The sequence below is a fragment of the Rhodococcus sp. ABRD24 genome, from assembly GCF_004328705.1.
Classification (GTDB): Bacteria; Actinomycetota; Actinomycetes; order Mycobacteriales; family Mycobacteriaceae; genus Prescottella.
The window spans coordinates 3,456,054-3,472,407 of the sequence record NZ_CP035319.1 but is presented as its reverse complement, the minus strand read 5'-3'; the positions used below and the strand labels follow the sequence as shown (position 1 = coordinate 3,472,407).

The following is a 16,354-nucleotide window of genomic DNA, read 5'->3' as shown; positions in this document are numbered from 1 at the left end:
GAATCGCTACATCGGCGTCAGTCGCCCAGTAAGCCAGCGATCGCCTTCCTTGTGCATCTCCATCCGCACGCGACTTCCGGTGGTCGCGGCGTCCGGCATCTCTTCGCTGGTCGTAATCTGGTTGACATACAACAGCACCACAGCGTCGTCCGGGCTCGCCGATTCAATCGCCCCGGCCTGCACGGTGGCCTCGACGGTGATCTTCTTCTCCTTGGCGCCCGGAGCGATCGTCTCCTTCACCAACTTGTCGTAGTCGCCTTTGAAGTCACTCGTCAGACCGTCTGCGGCGGCAGCCAACTGCTGGTCGACCTCGTTGAAGTTGTAGGACAGCATCGCAGTTGCCTGAGCAGTCGCCGCCTGGACAGCGTCCGAACGGGCCTGTTCGGTCGCACGGTCCTGCAAGTAGCCCCAGCCCAGAAAACCGACACCCACCAAAAGGGCGGCAACCACGACACCGGCGACAGCCAGGAGCGCTGTCGGCAGCGACGACTTCGTAGGAACAACAGCTGGCGTGGTCTGGATCGGCGACGCATCCGTCTCGGTGGTCACACCACCACCCTCATTCTCGGCACGATTCTCGGTCACGGCACGAACTCCACCTTCGATGCGGTCAACGTCCCGTCGTCATCGGTCACCGTGACACGCATCCGGAAGTCACGCGGACCGTTCTGATCACCGTTCGCACTGCTCACATCGGCTCGAGCCGACACGAGAACCGTTGCGGTGTTTCCATTCTCGCTCTCGAAGCCCGTCGCCACGATCCGGCCGACGGTGGTCACGCCGGCCTCCTTCACGATGCTGACGAAGGGGTCCTCACGGCCGTCGAACTCCGACTTGAACTCCCCACTCGCACCCGCCAGGATCCTCTCGACGTCTTCTTTGGCCGTATCCGGCTTGATGGTCGTCAGGTTCAGCACTGTCTGTTGAGCAGTGTCTACGAAGGCCTGCCGCTGAGCGTCCCGATCGTTCGCAGCCGCCCGCTCGAACAGTAGCCATCCGCCGACACCGAGAAGAGCGACGATCACCAAGCCCAATGCGACCGCAGCGGCCAGAGGGCCGCGACTCTTCTTGGGCGTGGTCGGATGCCATTCCTCCGGCGTGGCCTCCCCCGCCGACAGCGGGAGCGCAATTGTCTCTGTCTGCGTGACTGCTTCATCGACCGCGACAGCCTCAACCGCCCGAGTTCGATCCTTCTCCAACGTGATCGTGCCAGTGGTGGCCCCACCAGAGTCGACAACCCGCGCTTCCTCCACCGACCGCACACCGTTGCCACTTGCCGGTCCCGCACTGCGACTGGCTCGCCGACGCATCGGCCGCTTGCGCTCGTCGGGTGTCAGCCCTGCTGACGTGTCATCATCGTCTGCCACGTCGTGTCCTCTCTCGGTGTTCCGCCAGCCAACCCCGGCTGCGAGTACAGCAGGCCGTCGGGCCCGACGTACTTGCCAGTCGTCGGGTCGTAGGGGCGCGCTGTGGCAGGAACATTCGTACTCCCCTGAGCGCTCGCCGGTGCCGTCGTGTACGAGGGTACAGACGGATCCTGCGGCGGCCCACTGGGCGGGTTGTTTCCCAGTGGAACGTATCCCGCTGCGCTGCGGCATTCCTCGGGCGACGCCGCATACCTACCCGGGAACTCCATGCACGGGTAGTTGCGGGCGCCACGAACCACACTCGGGTCGTCCGGTGCCACCTTGCAGAACAGGTCCGACGGCGTGGGGACCGGTGCGTCGTCGTCGGGTGAACGCCACTGATCTGCCGGGAGGAAGCCCGTGGTGCACGGCGGCGGATCGTTCACCTGCAGAGCAAAGTTCACGATCGCACCGTCATCGAGAGGCCCGAGCGTGGCCGAAGTTACGAGCCAGTTCACGAGGGGCGGATAGATCACGAGTACCTGTTCGATGCTCTTGTGGTAGATCGTGGAGACCTCACCTACGCTCACCAGATTGGCGAGCAACAGCGGCAGCGTCGGCCTCAACTCCTGGAACAGGGCGTTGGCCTCATCGGCCGCGTTCGGCGTCTGCGCCAGCACGCTGCGAATCTGAGGATCGCTGGCCCGCAACTGATTCGAAAATGTCACGAGGTCCTGCGTCCACGCCCGGATCGCGTCGCTCGTGACCACCTGCGTATCGAGCAGGCCCTCGGCCTGCTCGATCAGGTTCTTGGTGGCGTCAGAGTTCGCGTTGGCCTCCTGTACGAACAGCCGCGCCGAGTCGATGAGCCGCTGCAGATCCGGACCCGCGCCGTTGAACGCCTTGAACGACTCGTCGACGACCTTTCGTAACTGGGTGTTCGAGATGCTCTGCACGAGGGTGTTCGCCTCGTCGAGCATCACGCCCACGTCCTGCGGAATACTCGTTCGGTCAACGGGAATCACGTCCCCGTCGGTGAGGTACGGCTCCGAATCTGTGCGCGGAATCAGATCGACATATTGCTCACCGACCGCGGACACACTCTTGACCGCCGCGTCGAGGTCGGCGGGGATGTCGTAACTGTCGCTGATGGACAGCTTCGCGTCGACGCCTTCCTCGGTCAGCACCACGTCCTCGACCTTGCCGATATTGGTGCCACGGAACGCGACGTTGGCGTTGACATACAGCCCACCACTCGAGGGCAGCTGCACGGTCACCCGGTTCTGTCCGATGCCGAACAGAGCGGGCAACTGCACGTATTGGCTGGCCATCACGACCAGACCGACGACAGTCAGGATCGAGAAGATCACCAACTGGATGCGGACGAACCTCGAGAGCATCATGGGGTCGGCGCTCCTAGTTGCGGAAGTCCGGGAATCTGCAGCGACGGAAAGTCGTTCGCCGTCGCAGGCTTGGGCTCGGCCTGCAGCAGGTCAGGCTTCTTTGGATTGGGGATCTGCAGCGGATCATTGACCTGTCCGGCCGTGCCCGCCAATCTGCCGAGCGCGCCCTCGACGCCCGCGAGTGTCGGTCCCAGACCCGTCTGATCGATGAAGTTGGTGGTCAGACGCTCATTCGTCATGTCGATCATCATGTTCAGGTTGCTGTAGTCGCCCCGGAACACCTGGTCCAGCGTCCTCATCGTGAATGGGAAGGTGAGCATCATCGACAGCGAATCGGTCAGGCTACTGCCGGTACCGGCAAGCTGTTCCAGCAGCGGAGAGAGCGAAGCCAGATTGGCCTTCAGGTCGTCTCCGCTCTCGTTGATCACCCGCGTCGCAGTATCGGAGAAACTGCCCAGCGCCACCAATGCATTCGTAAGATTCTGACGCTGCGATACCAGTACCTCGAGGGCAGGCGGAATGCCGTCCAGGGCCCGATTCAGCGTTTCGGTCTGTTGGTTGACGGTTCCGGCGAGCCGATCGATCCCCTCCATTGCGGAGATGATCTGTGTGCGCTGATCGTCGAGGCTGCCGACAAGCTGGTCGAGCTGCGGCAAGAGGTCCCGGATCGAGCCCTCTCGCCCGTCGAAGGCTGCGTTGAGCTCCCGGGTGATGTCGTTGATCTGAGCAAGGCCGCCGCCGTTGAGCACGACCGACAGCGACGACAGCGTCTGCTCCGTCGTGGGGTACGCGCCCGCACGCTCGAGCGGGATAACGTCGCCGGCCTGCAGGGTGCCCTGCGGCGCGATACCCACTGGCGCAGCGAGTTCGAGGTGCTGCGAACCGAGCAGGCTTGTCTGCCCGATCTTCGCCGTCGCGTTGGCCGGCAACTGCACATCCTTGTTCAGTGACACCGTGACGAGGGCGTGCCAGTCCTGGACCTCGATGCCGGTGACGGCCCCGACGGTGACGTCATTGACGCGAACCGGCGAGTTCTGCGACATGGTCGTCACGTTCGGCATCTGGACCTGAACGGTGTAGGAGTCGTCTCCACGACCTTCCGTGCCCGGCAACGGAACCGAGTTGAGGCCATTCCACTCACAGCCTGTCACCGCCATGGTGAGTGTCAGGGCAATGGCCGATGTGGCCACCGCCCGGGCACGCTTGCTATTCCTGGTCATCGTCCACCTCCCGGATTGAGCAGGGCTTCGAGATCCTTGGGGACGTCGATCGACGGCATCGTCGCAAGCGGCGCGGCGATGGGTGCCGGTGCCGGACGCTCCGGCACCTGACCGGCCAGGCTCGGCGGGCTGAACACAATCTGCTCCGGCAGAGCAAGCTGAGTATCGGCGACACGCGTCAGGATGGGCGGGTAATTGGTGGTGATCGAGTTCAGTACCGGCCCGAGGAACTGGGCACAGAGGTCGGCGGTCCGGTCCGAATCGTTATCCTCGAGCCCTCGGATCAACCCACAGACCATGTTGATCGGGTTTCTCGCGTTGCTGGCCGCCAGCACACCGTTGATCGAACCCGTCTTGGGGCTGTAGATGTTGTTGAAGTTGGCCAGCGCATTGGGTGCCACGTGCAGTACCTGCTCGAGCTGCGGACGCTTCTCGACGAGCACGGACGTCGCGTCAGCGAGTCGGCCGACCTGCTCGGTGAGCGAGGCCCGGTTGTCGGTGACGAAACGATTCACGTCGCCGATCGCGACGTCGAGATCCTGCAGCGCCGTTCCGAGTTCGTCGCTGGTGTCCGCGAGCAACGAGGACACCGACTGCAGACGTCCGCCGAACTGCACGATCTGCTGGTTGCTCGACGACAGTGCGGACACGAAGACCTGCAGGTTACGGATCGTCGCGAACAGATCGGTTCGGCCGTCGGACAGCGTCTTCATGGTGTCGGACAGCTCACGCAGCGTGTCGCGCAGTGCATCGCCGTTACCGTCGAGATTGTCTCCCACGGTGTCGATGAAGTTGCCGAGTGAACCCTGATCGGCACCGCCCTGCGGACCGAGCGCCTCCGACAGCTTGGTCAGCTCGGTCTTGATCTCGTCCCACTCGACCGGGACAGCGGTACGTTCCATCGGAATCTCGGCGCCGTCTGGCATCGCCTCACCCCCGGTGTACACCGGGGTCAGCTGCACGAACCGCGCCGCAACGAGGCTTGGCGCGATGATGACGGCTTTCGCGTCGGCCGGGATGTCGACGGAACGATCGACATTCATGACGACCGTCGCGCCGGTGCCGTTGGGGTCGATGCTCTCGATCGAGCCGACCGATACCCCGAGCACTCGGACGTCGTCACCGGCGTAAAGGCCCGTGGTCGATGGAAACTGGGCCGTGATGGTGGTCTTGCCCAGCCCGGGGAAGAGGTAGACGACCCCGGCAACGAGAACGGCAACCACGACGGCCGCGGTCGCACCGATCGTCAACCACTTCTTCTTGGCACTCATGTGCTTCTGTTCGTCGCTCATCGGTTCGGATCCTTGAGCTCGGTCTTCAATGGCGGGAACTGCGAGAGGTCCTGCGGTACATGCTCGGGCCACAACAGTTGATCGACCGCCGTCTGCGCCATCGGGCTGACGCTGAAGTTCGCGACGTATGCCATGAAGAATGGACCGCTGCCGACAGCCTCGCCCAGCGAGCGCGCGTACGGCGCCAGGCCATCGAGGGCCCGGCCGATATTGTCCTTGTTGTTCTGCAGATTCGCGACAACAGCATTCAGCTTGTCGAGCGTCGGCTTCATCTGCTGCTCGTTGTCCCGGACCAGACCGGTGAGCTGCTGCGATACTGCCGAGACGTTGACGATCAGCTCGCTGATCGCGTTACGGCGGCGGTCGAGCTCGCCGAGCAACTGGTTACCGTCGAGGATCAGGGAACTGATCTGGTCACTGCGGTCCGCGAGGATCTTCGTCACCCCCTCGGCCTGGCCCAGCAGGTCCTGTAGGGACTCGTCTCGCGAGTTGATGCTCTGCGACAGCCGCGTGACGCCGTCGAGCGCCGCCCGCAACTCCGGCGGCGTGTCGGACAACGTCTCGGACACCGCGTTGAGCGACTCGTTGAGCTGGTTGGTGTCGAGATCAGCGACGGTCGACGTGAGGTCCCCGAGTGCATCGTTGAGCGAGTACGGAGAGTTGGTGCGCTCCAACGGAATGGTGCTGCCGACCCGCATGACGTCCGAGCCTTCAGAAGTCACCTGCATCGACTTGCGTCCGAGCACCGTGTTGGTCTTGATATCGGCGCCCGTGCTGTCACCGAGGCGGATGCCCTCGTTCATGGAGAAGGCGACCCTCACTTCGGCACCGTCGAGTTCGACGCTCTCGACCTCGCCGACGTTGACGCCGGCGAGCGTCACGTAGTCGCCCGGCATCAGCCCGCCCGCGTCCTCGAACAGCGCCTCGTACCGCACGTTGCCGAACAGGAACGGCAGGCGGTCGTACTGTAGGCCGGCCAGCACGAGGCACGCCGAGACCGCGACACCGATGATGCCGATCCGCGAAAGATCCCGCTCACCCTTGGCCATCGAATGTGCACCTCCCCGTCGTCTGAGCCGGTGTGGTGGGCAGGTCCACATGCAACTCCTGCCCATCCGGTCCGGAGAACTTGAACTTCACCGAGCACGTGTAGAACTGGAAGAACGCACCATACGAACCGGTTCGAATCATCTTCCGATACGACTCCGGCAGCCGCTCGAGCACCCAGTTGATGTCGTCCTGACCGTTCTGCAGGTTCGTCGCGAGATCGCCCGCGCGCGCAATCGTCGATTGCAGATCCGGACGCGCGCCCTGTAGCAGCTGTGCCAGGTCACCGGTGGCCGTAGCGATCTTGGGAATCGCGGCCCCGATCGGATCGCGGTCCTGCGCCAGTCCACTCACCAACTGCTGCAACTGGTCGATCGTGGTCGAAAACTGATCGCCCTTGTCGTTGATCGTCGTCAACGTGGTGTTGAGGTTCGTGATGACGTCACCGATCAGCTTGTCCCGGTCCGCCAACGTGGATGTGAACGAGCTGGTGTTGCCGAGCAGCGACACCAGCGTGCCGCCCTGGCCTTGGAGAACCTGTAACAGTGCGCCGCTGAGGTCGTTCACCTGTTCTGCGCTCAGCCCCCGAAGGAGCGGCTTGAAGCCGCCGAGCAGCAGATCCAGGTCCAGAGCGGGGGCGGTCTGCGACTCCGGGATCGTCTGTCCCTTAGCGAGGGGCTCGGACGAGCCTTCCCCGTCGAGGAGCTCGAGGTATCGGTCTCCGACGAGGTTCTCGTAGCGGACCGTCGCCCGGGTGCTCTGGAGCAGGGGGTACTTCGTATCGACGTCGAACGTCACATTGGCGAGGTTGTCGGTCCCCACCTCGACACCCTTGACAGTGCCGACGGGCACGCCCGCGATCCGCACCTTCTCCCCCGATTTCAGGCCGGAGGCGTTGGTGAATTCGGCACGATAGCCGTCCGTGCTGCTGAATCGGGCCTGGCTGAACACGATCGCCAGCCCGGCGAAGATCAGCACCATGACGACGGTGAACGCGAGGAACTTTGCTGTGGTCGCGCGCATCAGTTCTGACCTCCCGCAACCGGAGTTCCGCCATAGAGCATCTGAAACAGCGTGGGCATGCTGATGGTCGACCTCGTCGACGGCATGTACGGAACGTTGCCGGTGTCGGTCACGACGAACGGCGCCTTGCCGTCACGTCGCGGGTTGGGGTTGGGCAGGGTCCAGCAGTTCGGACCACCCGTGGCGTTGACCTTGGGGAGGTCCCTCGGGTACGTGTACGGCTCGATGCCGCCCAGGAAGTTGGTGCTCATCGCGAAACCGGACTGGGCACCGCCCTCCATTCGTTCGGCGAGAGGCAGGAGGTTGTCGATGCCGACGACGAGGCACGAGATGGCTGGCGAATATCCGGACAGCAGAGCCGTGGTCGGTTCCAGCAGGGCTAGCGCCCGGGTCAGGTTCGCCTCGTTGTCGGTGAGCAACTGGTTACCGTTGTTCGACAGCGCCACCGCGTTCTCCAGCGTCATACGCAGGTTCTCCCGCTCCTCGACGATGCTGCCGCTGGTCGCGGTCAGATTGCCGAGCAGAGTCATCAGATCCGGTGTGACATCGGCGTAGGTGTTGGTCACAGTGGCCGCAGCGTCGAGATCCCGCTGCAGTTGCGGCAGAACCGGATTCATCTTCTTCAGGTACGTGTCGGTCTCGCTCAGCAGCTCACCGAGCTCGTTGCCGCGTCCGTTCAGCGCCGACGAGATGGCACCGAGGGTGGCGTTGAGCTTGTCCGGCTCGATCTGCTGCAGCAACGTCGACAGGTTCTGGAACAACGTGTTGAACTCGACGGTGACACTCTCGGCGCCGATCACCGAGCCCGGCTGCAAGGACTTGGGCGAGGGATCGGTGGGCGCAACGAAATTGACGTACTTGGAACCGAACACGGTGGTCGACTTGATCTCGACGGTCGAGTTCGCGGGGATGAGGTGCAGCTGCGACGGATCCATGTCGAGCTCGAGCCGGGCCTGACCGTCGACCTCGTCGATCGAGGCCACCCGACCCACCTCGACGCCGCGGAGCTTCACCTTGGCATCTGGTTCCATGACCAGACCCGAGCGTGCGGCCGTCACCGTCACCGGCTCGCTCTTTGTGAAGCCGCCACCGAACATCGTCAGTGCCACCCCAATGATCGCCACGAGGCCGAACACCAAGACGGCTGCAGCGAGTTTCGTCTTCCACCTTGCTTCGGGCATTGTTCCTCCGCCTTATCCCGAAAGGTTGAAGTTGCCGGACTGGCCGTAGATGGCCAGCGAAATCAACAGGGTCACGGTCACGACGGCGATGAGCGAGGCGCGGACCGCGTTACCGACCGCGACACCGACGCCGACCGGTCCGCCGCTGGCGTTATAGCCGTAGTAGGTGTGGATCAGCATCACAGCCACGCCCATCACGATCGCCTGCACGAACGACCAGAGGATGTCCGTCGGGATCAGGAATGTCGAGAAGTAGTGGTCGTAGACGCCGCCCGACTGCCCGTTGAACACAACCGTCGCAAATCGGCTCGCCATGAACGACGCAATGACGGCCAGCGAGTACAGCGGGACGATCGCGATGATGCCGGCCATGACGCGCGTCGAGACAAGGTACGGAATAGACGGGATGGCCATCGATTCGAGCGCATCGATCTCCTCGGAGACCCGCATGGCACCCAACTGCGCGGTGGAGCCGGCCCCGATGGTGGCGGCCAGGCCGATGCCCGCGATCACCGGTGCGGCGATGCGCACGTTGATGAACGCGGAGAAAAAGCCTGTGAGTGCCTCGACGCCGATGTTGCCGAGCGAGCTGAAGCCCTGGACGGCGATCACACCGCCGGTGAACAGGGTCAGGAAGCCGACGATGACCACGGTGCCGCCGATGACGGCGAGCGCGCCAGTGCCCATACCGATCTCGGCGATCAGGCGGACTACTTCTCGCCTGTAGTGCACAAGGGCGCGCGGCGCCCACACGAGCGCGCGCCAGTAGAACAGCGCCTGCTCGCCGATCTTGTCCACCGCCCGCGAAGATCTCGCGATCCGCCGACGAGTTCGGACAAAACGCCCCGATGCCACCAGAGCCATCTAGTTCACCACCCTGTCACTCATCCGGACGTCAACTTGATGCCGATGGCGGTGACGAGCACGTTGACCACGAACAGCGCCATGAACGAGAACACGACAGTCTGATTGACGGCATCGCCGACGCTCTTCGCGCCGCCCCTGACGTTGAGGCCCAGGTACGCGGCCATGAGACCGGCGATCATGCCGAACAGGCCTGCCTTGAGCATCGAGATCATCAACTCGCCGAAGCCGGTGAGCAGCGTGATGCCGTTGACGAAGGCACCCGGATTGACATCCTGCACATACACGGAGAAGAGGAAACCGCCAAAGATGCCGATCGTGCAGACCAGCCCATTGAGCAGTAGGGCGACCGCGGTTGAGGCGAGCACGCGCGGGACCACCAGCCGGTGGATCGGATTGATGCCGAGCACCCGCATCGCGTCAATTTCCTCGCGAATGGTTCTCGCCGCGAGGTCCGCACAGATGGCTGTGGCTCCGGCTCCCGCGACGATCAGCACCGTCACGATGGGGCCGACCTGGGTGACCGCGCCGAGCGCGGCGCCGGCGCCGCTGAGATCGGCAGCACCGATCTCGCGCAGCAGGATGTTGATCGTGAAGCTGACCAGGACCGTGAACGGAATTGCAACCAACACCGTCGGAATCATCGACACGCGTGCCACGAACCACGCCTGATCCACGAACTCGCGCCGCTGGAACGGACGCGCGAAGACGGCCTTGAGCGTATCCGCCGACATCGCGAAGAAGCCGCCAGCAGCCCGTAGTGGGACCTCGAGGAGGTCGACCATGTTTCCCTCCTCATTGGTCGTCGTAGCCGATCGGATTACCCTTTGCCGCCAGATGGCACGGCGCAAGCCACGGGGCGTCCAGAAGATACAGACGTCCTGTGATCCAAGTCATAGTAACTAGAACGTGTTCACCTGTCAAAGACTTGAAAAGCTGTCTTCATCACCCGAACCGCGGACCCGGCTCGAGAGCAACCGGGCGCGGCACTTCTGCCGAGATTGCCCCGTTCCGCCGAGTCGCGACCGATCGCACCACAACCGGGCCGCGCGCGATACCGAAACGGGCATTTGAACTGGGGTTTAAAAATTTCGAGGAGGAGGACCCGACCGGATAGACGTTCCCCGAGGCGACCCCGAGTGAGCCGCTGCACGCCACGGCCCAATCGACTGACCCGGACCTTTCACGCATGGCCAATCTCGGACTCGCCGCAATTCCTGACGCCCTGGCCGCCAACAAACTAGAACATGTTCTAGCAAAAGGTGGGTGCGTACAATTGCTTCGCACGGCCGACCGCTCCACTCCATCCTGACCGCGATCTGTCCTGTAGGTATCGAAAATCCCGCAATCTCCCGTTACTCGAGAGACTGCGGGATCGACCGTCCAAATCAGTCGAGCGCGTCTAGGTCAGCCGAGGGCGAGAGCCGCGGACGCCGAGAAGGTGCGCTCGGGATCGCGGTCCTCGAAGTACGCACCCATCTCGGCCGCGAGGCCTTCCGGAGTCCACTGCGCCGAGTCCGCGTCGAACCGCCGCTCGACGACGGGCGCCGCCATGAGCGCCACCATCGGGCCGTATACGACGAAAACCTGACCGTTGACCTTGTCCGCGGCCGGCGACGCGAGGTACGAGACGAGTGCCGCAACATGCTCGGGCGAGAGCGGATCGATCTGACCCTCCGGCGCATCGCCGAAGACGGACTCCGTCATCGACGTCCGCGCGCGCGGACAGATGGCATTTGCGCGCACGCCGTACCGCGACAGACCCCGTGCAGCGGAGAGGGTCAGCGCGGTGATCCCAGCCTTGGCCGCCCCATAGTTCGGCTGCCCCGCAGGGCCGAGCAGTCCAGCCTCCGATGAAGTGTTGACGAGTCGGCCGTAGACCGGGGCGCCGACAGCCTTCGATTTGTCCCGCCAGTAGGTAGCGGCATTGCGGCTCAACAGGAAATGCCCCCGCAGGTGCACCTTGAGAACCAGATCCCAGTCCTCGTCCGACATGCTGAACAGCATCCGGTCCCGAACGATGCCCGCGTTGTTCACAACGATGTCGACGCCGCCGAGACCTTCGGCGGCGGCCATCATTGCATCCGCGGTCGAGCGCTCGCCGACGTCACCGGCGACGAACTCGACCTTGCCGCCGAGCGCACGAATCTCGTCGAGCGTCGCCTCCACAGCCTCGTTGGCCTTCAGGTCGTTGACGACGACCGAGGCGCCGGATTGCGCAAGGCCGATGGCCTCGGCCCGACCGAGCCCCGACCCCGAACCGGTCACAATGGCAACCTTGCCCTCCAGACCGACTCCCCCGACCCTCAAATCGGAGTTGCTGACTGCATTCATGAACGCGCTCCCGTACCCGTGACGTCGACCAGCCTCGGCCGATCGGTGCCTTGTCGCCGCGGCTGTCGACGACACGGCAAATGTAGAACGCGTTCTACATTTGCCGCAAGATCCCTAAGGGTGCTCGGTGAGCGCCGCACGCGGGCACTGGGCGATCGCCGAGCGCACGTCCGCCTCACGGTCCGCGGGAGGGATCGGTGCCGAGATGATCAGCTCCTCGTCATCGTTCAGTTCGAAGATGTCGGGCGCAATTCCGACGCACACCCCGTTCGCTTCGCAGCGATCCGTGTCGACCCTGACCTCCATGGACATTCCTCATTTCGCGTTGGCTCGAAGATTCGGCAAAAGACGTCACACCGGGCTGTGGTCCAACGACTTCCGCCATAAGACTAGAACCCGTTCCACTGCTGTGCAATGATTCGGACAACCATCCTCGACGCGCCCCGCCACACGGTCGACAACGGTGTCTGACAGCCCGCCTCACAGCCCTCGGCCGTGGCCGCGACTTCGTTCCAGAGCCAGTCCCCGATCCGGCGTGGACCGCCGATGATTGCCCGGATTGGAGAGGTACGTGGATATCACCTATACCGCAGAACAGCAGGAGCTTCGGGCGGAATTGCGAAGCTACTTTGCAGCTCTGATGACCCCGGAGCGTCGCGAGGCACTGTCGGCAACGACCGGCGAGTACGGCGAAGGCAATGTCTACCGCGAGGTCGTTCAGCAGATGGGCAAGGACGGGTGGCTCACACTCGGCTGGCCCAAGCAGTACGGCGGTCAGGAGCGCTCCCCGATGGAGCAGCTCATCTTCACCGACGAAGCCGCAATCGCGGGCGCGCCGGTGCCCTTCCTGACGATCAACTCGGTCGCGCCGACCATCATGCATTTCGGTACGCCGGAGCAGAAGGCGTTCTTTCTCCCGAAGATCTCCGCGGGCGAGCTGCACTTCTCGATCGGCTATTCCGAGCCCGGCGCCGGCACCGACCTGGCATCGCTGCGCACATCCGCGGTCAAGGACGGTGACGACTACGTCATCAACGGCCAGAAGATGTGGACGAGCCTCATCCAGTACGCCGACTACGTCTGGCTGGCGTGCCGCACCGATCCGAACGCCAAGAAACACCGCGGCATCAGCATGCTGATCGTGCCGACCACCGCCGAGGGCTTCTCGTACACCCCGGTCCACACGATGGCCGGACCGGACACCAGCGCCACCTACTACCAGGACGTGCGCGTGCCGCAGAGCTCGCTCGTCGGCGAGGAGAACGGCGGCTGGAAGCTGGTCACCAACCAGCTCAACCACGAGCGGGTGGCGCTCACCTCGGCCGGTCCGATCCTCACCGCACTGCAGGAAGTGCGCGAGTGGGCGCAGAACACCAAGCTCCCCGACGGCCGCCGGGTCATCGACCAGGAATGGGTGCAGATCAACCTGGCCCGCGTCCACGCCAAGACCGAGTACCTGAAGCTGATGAACTGGGAGATCGCCTCCGCGACCGATCATGCGCCCGGACCCGAGGCCGCATCCGCGAACAAGGTGTACGGCACCGAGTTCGCGACCGAGGCGTACCGCCTCCTCATGGAGATCCTCGGTCCGTCCGCGACGCTGCGGCAGAACTCGCCCGGCGTCATCCTGCGTGGCCGGCTCGAGCGGATGCATCGCTCGGCATTGATCCTCACCTTCGGCGGCGGCACCAACGAGGTCCAGCGCGACATCATCGCCATGACAGCGCTCGGCCAGCCCGCATCCAAGCGATAGACAAGGGACCGACAATGGACTTCTCTCTCACCGAGGCCCAGCAGGACCTGGCCGGCCTCACCCACGGCATCGTCGCCGACATCGTCACCAACGAACATCTGCGGGAGCTCGATTCGGCCGAGGATCGGTTCGACCGCAAGCTGTGGGACGCGCTCGCCTCTTCCGGCGTGCTCGGCGCTGCCCTGCCAGAGTCCGTCGGCGGCGACGGTTTCGGCGTGCTCGAGCAGTGCAGCATCCTCATCGAGCTCGGTCGCGGTGTCGCCCCTGTTCCGTACCTGTCGTCGATCGTCATGGGCGCCGGAGCGATCGCTGAGTTCGGCTCGGACGCACAGCGTTCCGAATGGGGCACCCCCGCCGCAACTGGTTCGAAGATACTGGCCGTAGCCCTCGCCGAGGAGCTCAACGACAATCCGGCGGCACCGGTGACCCGGGCGGAGCCGAACGGAGACGGTTGGACGCTGAGCGGCACCAAGATCCTGGTGGACGGCGCGCCCGTCGCCGATCTGCTGCTGGTGCCCGCAACCACCCCGGACGGCATCGCGATCTTCCTCGTCCGCACCGGCGGGGCCGGAGTCACGGTGACCCGACAGCAGACGACGGACTTCGGGAGCACCGGCATCGTCGAGTTCGAAGACGTCCAGCTGGGCGCCGACTGCATTCTCGGCAGCGTTACGCAGGGCCGCGAGATCGTCGAGTGGATCCTCGACCGCGGGGCGGTCGGCTCGAGCGCCTTCCAGTTCGGCGTACTCGACCAGGCACTGAAGATCACCGCCGACTACGCGCGTGAGCGCGTCCAGTTCGAACGGCCGATCGGCAGCTTCCAGGCCGTCGCACAGCGGCTCGCAGACGGCTACATCGACGTCAAGGGCGTGCGGCTGACCCTGTGGCAGGCCGCGTTCCGCCTCGCATCCGGCCTGCCTCTCGAGGGCGAGATCGAGACCGCGAAGTTCTGGGCGGCGGACGCGGGCCACCGCGTCGCGCACTCCGTGGTGCACATCCACGGCGGCGTCGGCCTCGACGAGGACCACCCGGCGCACCGGTACTTCCTCGCGGCCAAGCGTCAGGAGTTCCTCCTGGGTTCGGCCACTGACCAGCTGCGCCGCCTCGGTGCGGAGCTGGCTACCGTGACCGCGTAAACGCTACGGCCACAACTGGTCCCACAAGAAGAGCCGAGCGAGCGGTCCCGAACAGTGAAATCGTCGACATGACGGGCATCACACGTCATGATGTGGGCATGACAGTGACACCGACGGTGGCGGACCTGCTCACACAGCTTCGTCACATCGACACGCACGGAATCCGATTCGAGGATGCGTACATTCCGTGGACCGACCATGTCCGCGGGATGTACGACCGTGCAGCCGCTTTGAACGAACTGCTCGATCCCGGGCGGCCGCGGCATTTCGGCGTACTCATGGACAACACCCCCGAGTTCTCCTCACTGATCGGTGCCGCCGCCTTCTCGGGTGCCGTTCTCGCCGGTCTCAACACCACCAGGCGCGGAGAAGCGCTGGCCCGCGACATCGCGCTCGCCGACTGCCAGATCGTCTTCACCGAGAACTCCCAGGAAGCGCTCCTCGATGGACTGGACTTGGGTGACGTCCGCGTCATCAACGTGGACTCCCCGGAATGGACGAAGATTCTGGCGCCCTTCCTCGGCAGCCCGGTCATTCCGGCCACCGCCGCCACCGACGACCTGCTGATGCTCATCTTCACGTCGGGAACGAGTGGCGATCCGAAGGCAGTGCGCTGCACGCACGGCAAGATCGCCGGTCCCGGTGTGATGCTTGCGGATCGATTCGGCCTCTCCCCCGACGACATCGTCTACATGTCGATGCCGATGTTCCACTCCAACGCGATGATGGCGGCGTGGGCGGTTGCACTGCGGGGCCGCACGGGTCTCGCGATGCGGCGCAGATTCTCCGCCTCCGGCTTCCTTCCCGATATCCGCCGCTACGGCGTCACGTACGCCAACTACGTCGGAAAACCGCTGTCCTTCGTCCTCGCGACGCCCGAGCAGCCCGATGACGCCGACAACACGCTGAGGATCATGTACGGCAACGAGGGCTCAGCCCCGGCGGTCCAGGAGTTCTCCCGCCGATTCGGGGCCCACGTCATCGACGGCTTCGGCTCCACCGAGGGCGGCGTCTTCGTCTCGGCGCATCCCGACTCTCCGTCCGGCGCCCTCGGGCTCCTCCCCGACAACGTCGAGATTCGCCACCCGGATACCGGTGCCGTCTGTCCTCCAGCAGAATTCGACGCCTCCGGCCGCCTCGTCAATGCTGAGGAGGCGACGGGTGAGATGGTCAACGTGACGGGCGCTGGCTCATTCGAGGGCTACTACAAGAATCCCGAGGCGGACGCCGAGCGCCTGCGGGACGGTATGTACTGGAGTGGCGACCTCGCATACCGCGACGCCGACGGCTTCGTCTACTTTGCGGGACGCAGCTCCGGGTGGCTTCGGGTCGACGGGGAGAATCTGGGCGCCGCACCGATCGAACGGATCCTGGTCCGCTACCCCGGCTTCGCGCAGGTTTCGGTGTACGCCGTGCCGGACCGCGAGGTCGGCGACCGCGTCATGGCCGCGGTGATTCCGAACACGGATTCGACGGACTTCGATCCGGTCGCCTTCGCCGAATTCCTGGACGCACAGCCCGATCTGGGGCCCAAGCAGCGACCGACCTTCATCCGCGTGTGCGTCGAGTTCCCGCGCACGGCGACGTTCAAGGTCGTCACCCGCACACTCAGCGCGGAACGCTGGCAATGCGCCGACCCGGTGTGGATCCGCGAACGCGGTCAGGACGAGTTCACGCTCCTCACAAAGGAAGTAGCGCGCACTCTCGAGCGTCAGTCCACATCCGCCTGACATGAAAGGCCCGCGGCGCCCGGAA

General features: G+C 64.4%; 15 protein-coding genes. 3 read left to right on the top strand and 12 right to left on the bottom strand.

Annotation, left to right across the window (positions count from 1 at the left end; translation table 11 throughout):
* Nucleotides 1-6: 6 nt before the first annotated feature.
* The 12 genes from ERC79_RS15425 to ERC79_RS15370 all read right to left on the bottom strand — a co-directional run bounded on the left by ERC79_RS15425 (nucleotide 7) and on the right by ERC79_RS15370 (nucleotide 12,016).
* Entirely contained in the window at nucleotides 7-585 is a 579-nt protein-coding gene (locus ERC79_RS15425) for a h domain protein (protein WP_242676588.1), read from the bottom strand.
* A complete protein-coding gene (locus tag ERC79_RS15420) occupies nucleotides 582-1,367 on the bottom strand; it encodes a hypothetical protein (protein WP_207390336.1) in 786 nt (261 codons plus the stop codon). Before ERC79_RS15420 ends, ERC79_RS15425 begins: the two co-directional genes overlap by 4 nt.
* Nucleotides 1,334-2,749: an MlaD family protein gene (locus ERC79_RS15415; RefSeq protein WP_131579344.1), complete on the bottom strand. Its 1,416-nt coding sequence runs from the start codon at nucleotides 2,747-2,749 to the stop codon at nucleotides 1,334-1,336. Before ERC79_RS15415 ends, ERC79_RS15420 begins: the two co-directional genes overlap by 34 nt.
* Nucleotides 2,746-3,969, bottom strand: a complete 1,224-nt coding sequence (locus ERC79_RS15410) for an MCE family protein (RefSeq protein ID WP_131579342.1) — start codon at nucleotides 3,967-3,969, stop codon at nucleotides 2,746-2,748. The genes ERC79_RS15415 and ERC79_RS15410 overlap by 4 nt, the downstream gene beginning before the upstream one ends.
* The gene (locus ERC79_RS15405; protein ID WP_131579341.1) at nucleotides 3,966-5,261 is read right to left on the bottom strand and encodes an MCE family protein; all 1,296 of its coding nucleotides are present in this window, start codon (nucleotides 5,259-5,261) and stop codon (nucleotides 3,966-3,968) included. Before ERC79_RS15405 ends, ERC79_RS15410 begins: the two co-directional genes overlap by 4 nt.
* Complete coding sequence (locus ERC79_RS15400; protein WP_131579339.1) at nucleotides 5,258-6,310, bottom strand: MCE family protein; 1,053 nt, start codon at nucleotides 6,308-6,310, stop codon at nucleotides 5,258-5,260. The genes ERC79_RS15405 and ERC79_RS15400 overlap by 4 nt, the downstream gene beginning before the upstream one ends.
* Nucleotides 6,297-7,331: an MCE family protein gene (locus tag ERC79_RS15395; RefSeq protein WP_131579337.1), complete on the bottom strand. Its 1,035-nt coding sequence runs from the start codon at nucleotides 7,329-7,331 to the stop codon at nucleotides 6,297-6,299. The genes ERC79_RS15400 and ERC79_RS15395 overlap by 14 nt, the downstream gene beginning before the upstream one ends.
* The gene (locus tag ERC79_RS15390) at nucleotides 7,331-8,512 is read right to left on the bottom strand and encodes an MCE family protein (RefSeq protein ID WP_131579335.1); all 1,182 of its coding nucleotides are present in this window, start codon (nucleotides 8,510-8,512) and stop codon (nucleotides 7,331-7,333) included. Before ERC79_RS15390 ends, ERC79_RS15395 begins: the two co-directional genes overlap by 1 nt.
* A gap of 12 nt (nucleotides 8,513-8,524) precedes the next feature.
* Nucleotides 8,525-9,376: an ABC transporter permease gene (locus tag ERC79_RS15385; protein WP_131579333.1), complete on the bottom strand. Its 852-nt coding sequence runs from the start codon at nucleotides 9,374-9,376 to the stop codon at nucleotides 8,525-8,527.
* A 20-nt stretch (nucleotides 9,377-9,396) separates the two neighbouring features.
* On the bottom strand, nucleotides 9,397-10,161 hold the full coding sequence (locus ERC79_RS15380) for an ABC transporter permease (protein WP_131579331.1): 765 nt from the start codon (nucleotides 10,159-10,161) through the stop codon (nucleotides 9,397-9,399).
* Nucleotides 10,162-10,783: 622 nt separating this feature from the next.
* Entirely contained in the window at nucleotides 10,784-11,710 is a 927-nt protein-coding gene (locus ERC79_RS15375) for a 3-oxoacyl-ACP reductase (protein ID WP_131579329.1), read from the bottom strand.
* Nucleotides 11,711-11,824: 114 nt separating this feature from the next.
* Complete coding sequence (locus ERC79_RS15370) at nucleotides 11,825-12,016, bottom strand: ferredoxin (RefSeq protein WP_131579327.1); 192 nt, start codon at nucleotides 12,014-12,016, stop codon at nucleotides 11,825-11,827.
* Nucleotides 12,017-12,281: 265 nt separating this feature from the next.
* On the opposite strand from ERC79_RS15370, the gene ERC79_RS15365 reads away from it, so the two are divergent.
* The 3 genes from ERC79_RS15365 to ERC79_RS15355 all read left to right on the top strand — a co-directional run bounded on the left by ERC79_RS15365 (nucleotide 12,282) and on the right by ERC79_RS15355 (nucleotide 16,329).
* The gene (locus ERC79_RS15365) at nucleotides 12,282-13,463 is read left to right on the top strand and encodes an acyl-CoA dehydrogenase family protein (RefSeq protein WP_131579325.1); all 1,182 of its coding nucleotides are present in this window, start codon (nucleotides 12,282-12,284) and stop codon (nucleotides 13,461-13,463) included.
* A gap of 14 nt (nucleotides 13,464-13,477) precedes the next feature.
* Nucleotides 13,478-14,599 carry an acyl-CoA dehydrogenase family protein gene (locus ERC79_RS15360; protein WP_131579323.1) on the top strand — a complete coding sequence of 374 codons (1,122 nt, stop codon included), beginning with the start codon at nucleotides 13,478-13,480 and terminating at the stop codon, nucleotides 14,597-14,599.
* Nucleotides 14,600-14,697: 98 nt separating this feature from the next.
* Nucleotides 14,698-16,329 (top strand): long-chain-fatty-acid--CoA ligase, encoded by a 1,632-nt coding sequence (locus ERC79_RS15355; RefSeq protein ID WP_131579321.1) that lies wholly within the window; start codon nucleotides 14,698-14,700, stop codon nucleotides 16,327-16,329.
* Nucleotides 16,330-16,354: the final 25 nt, after the last annotated feature.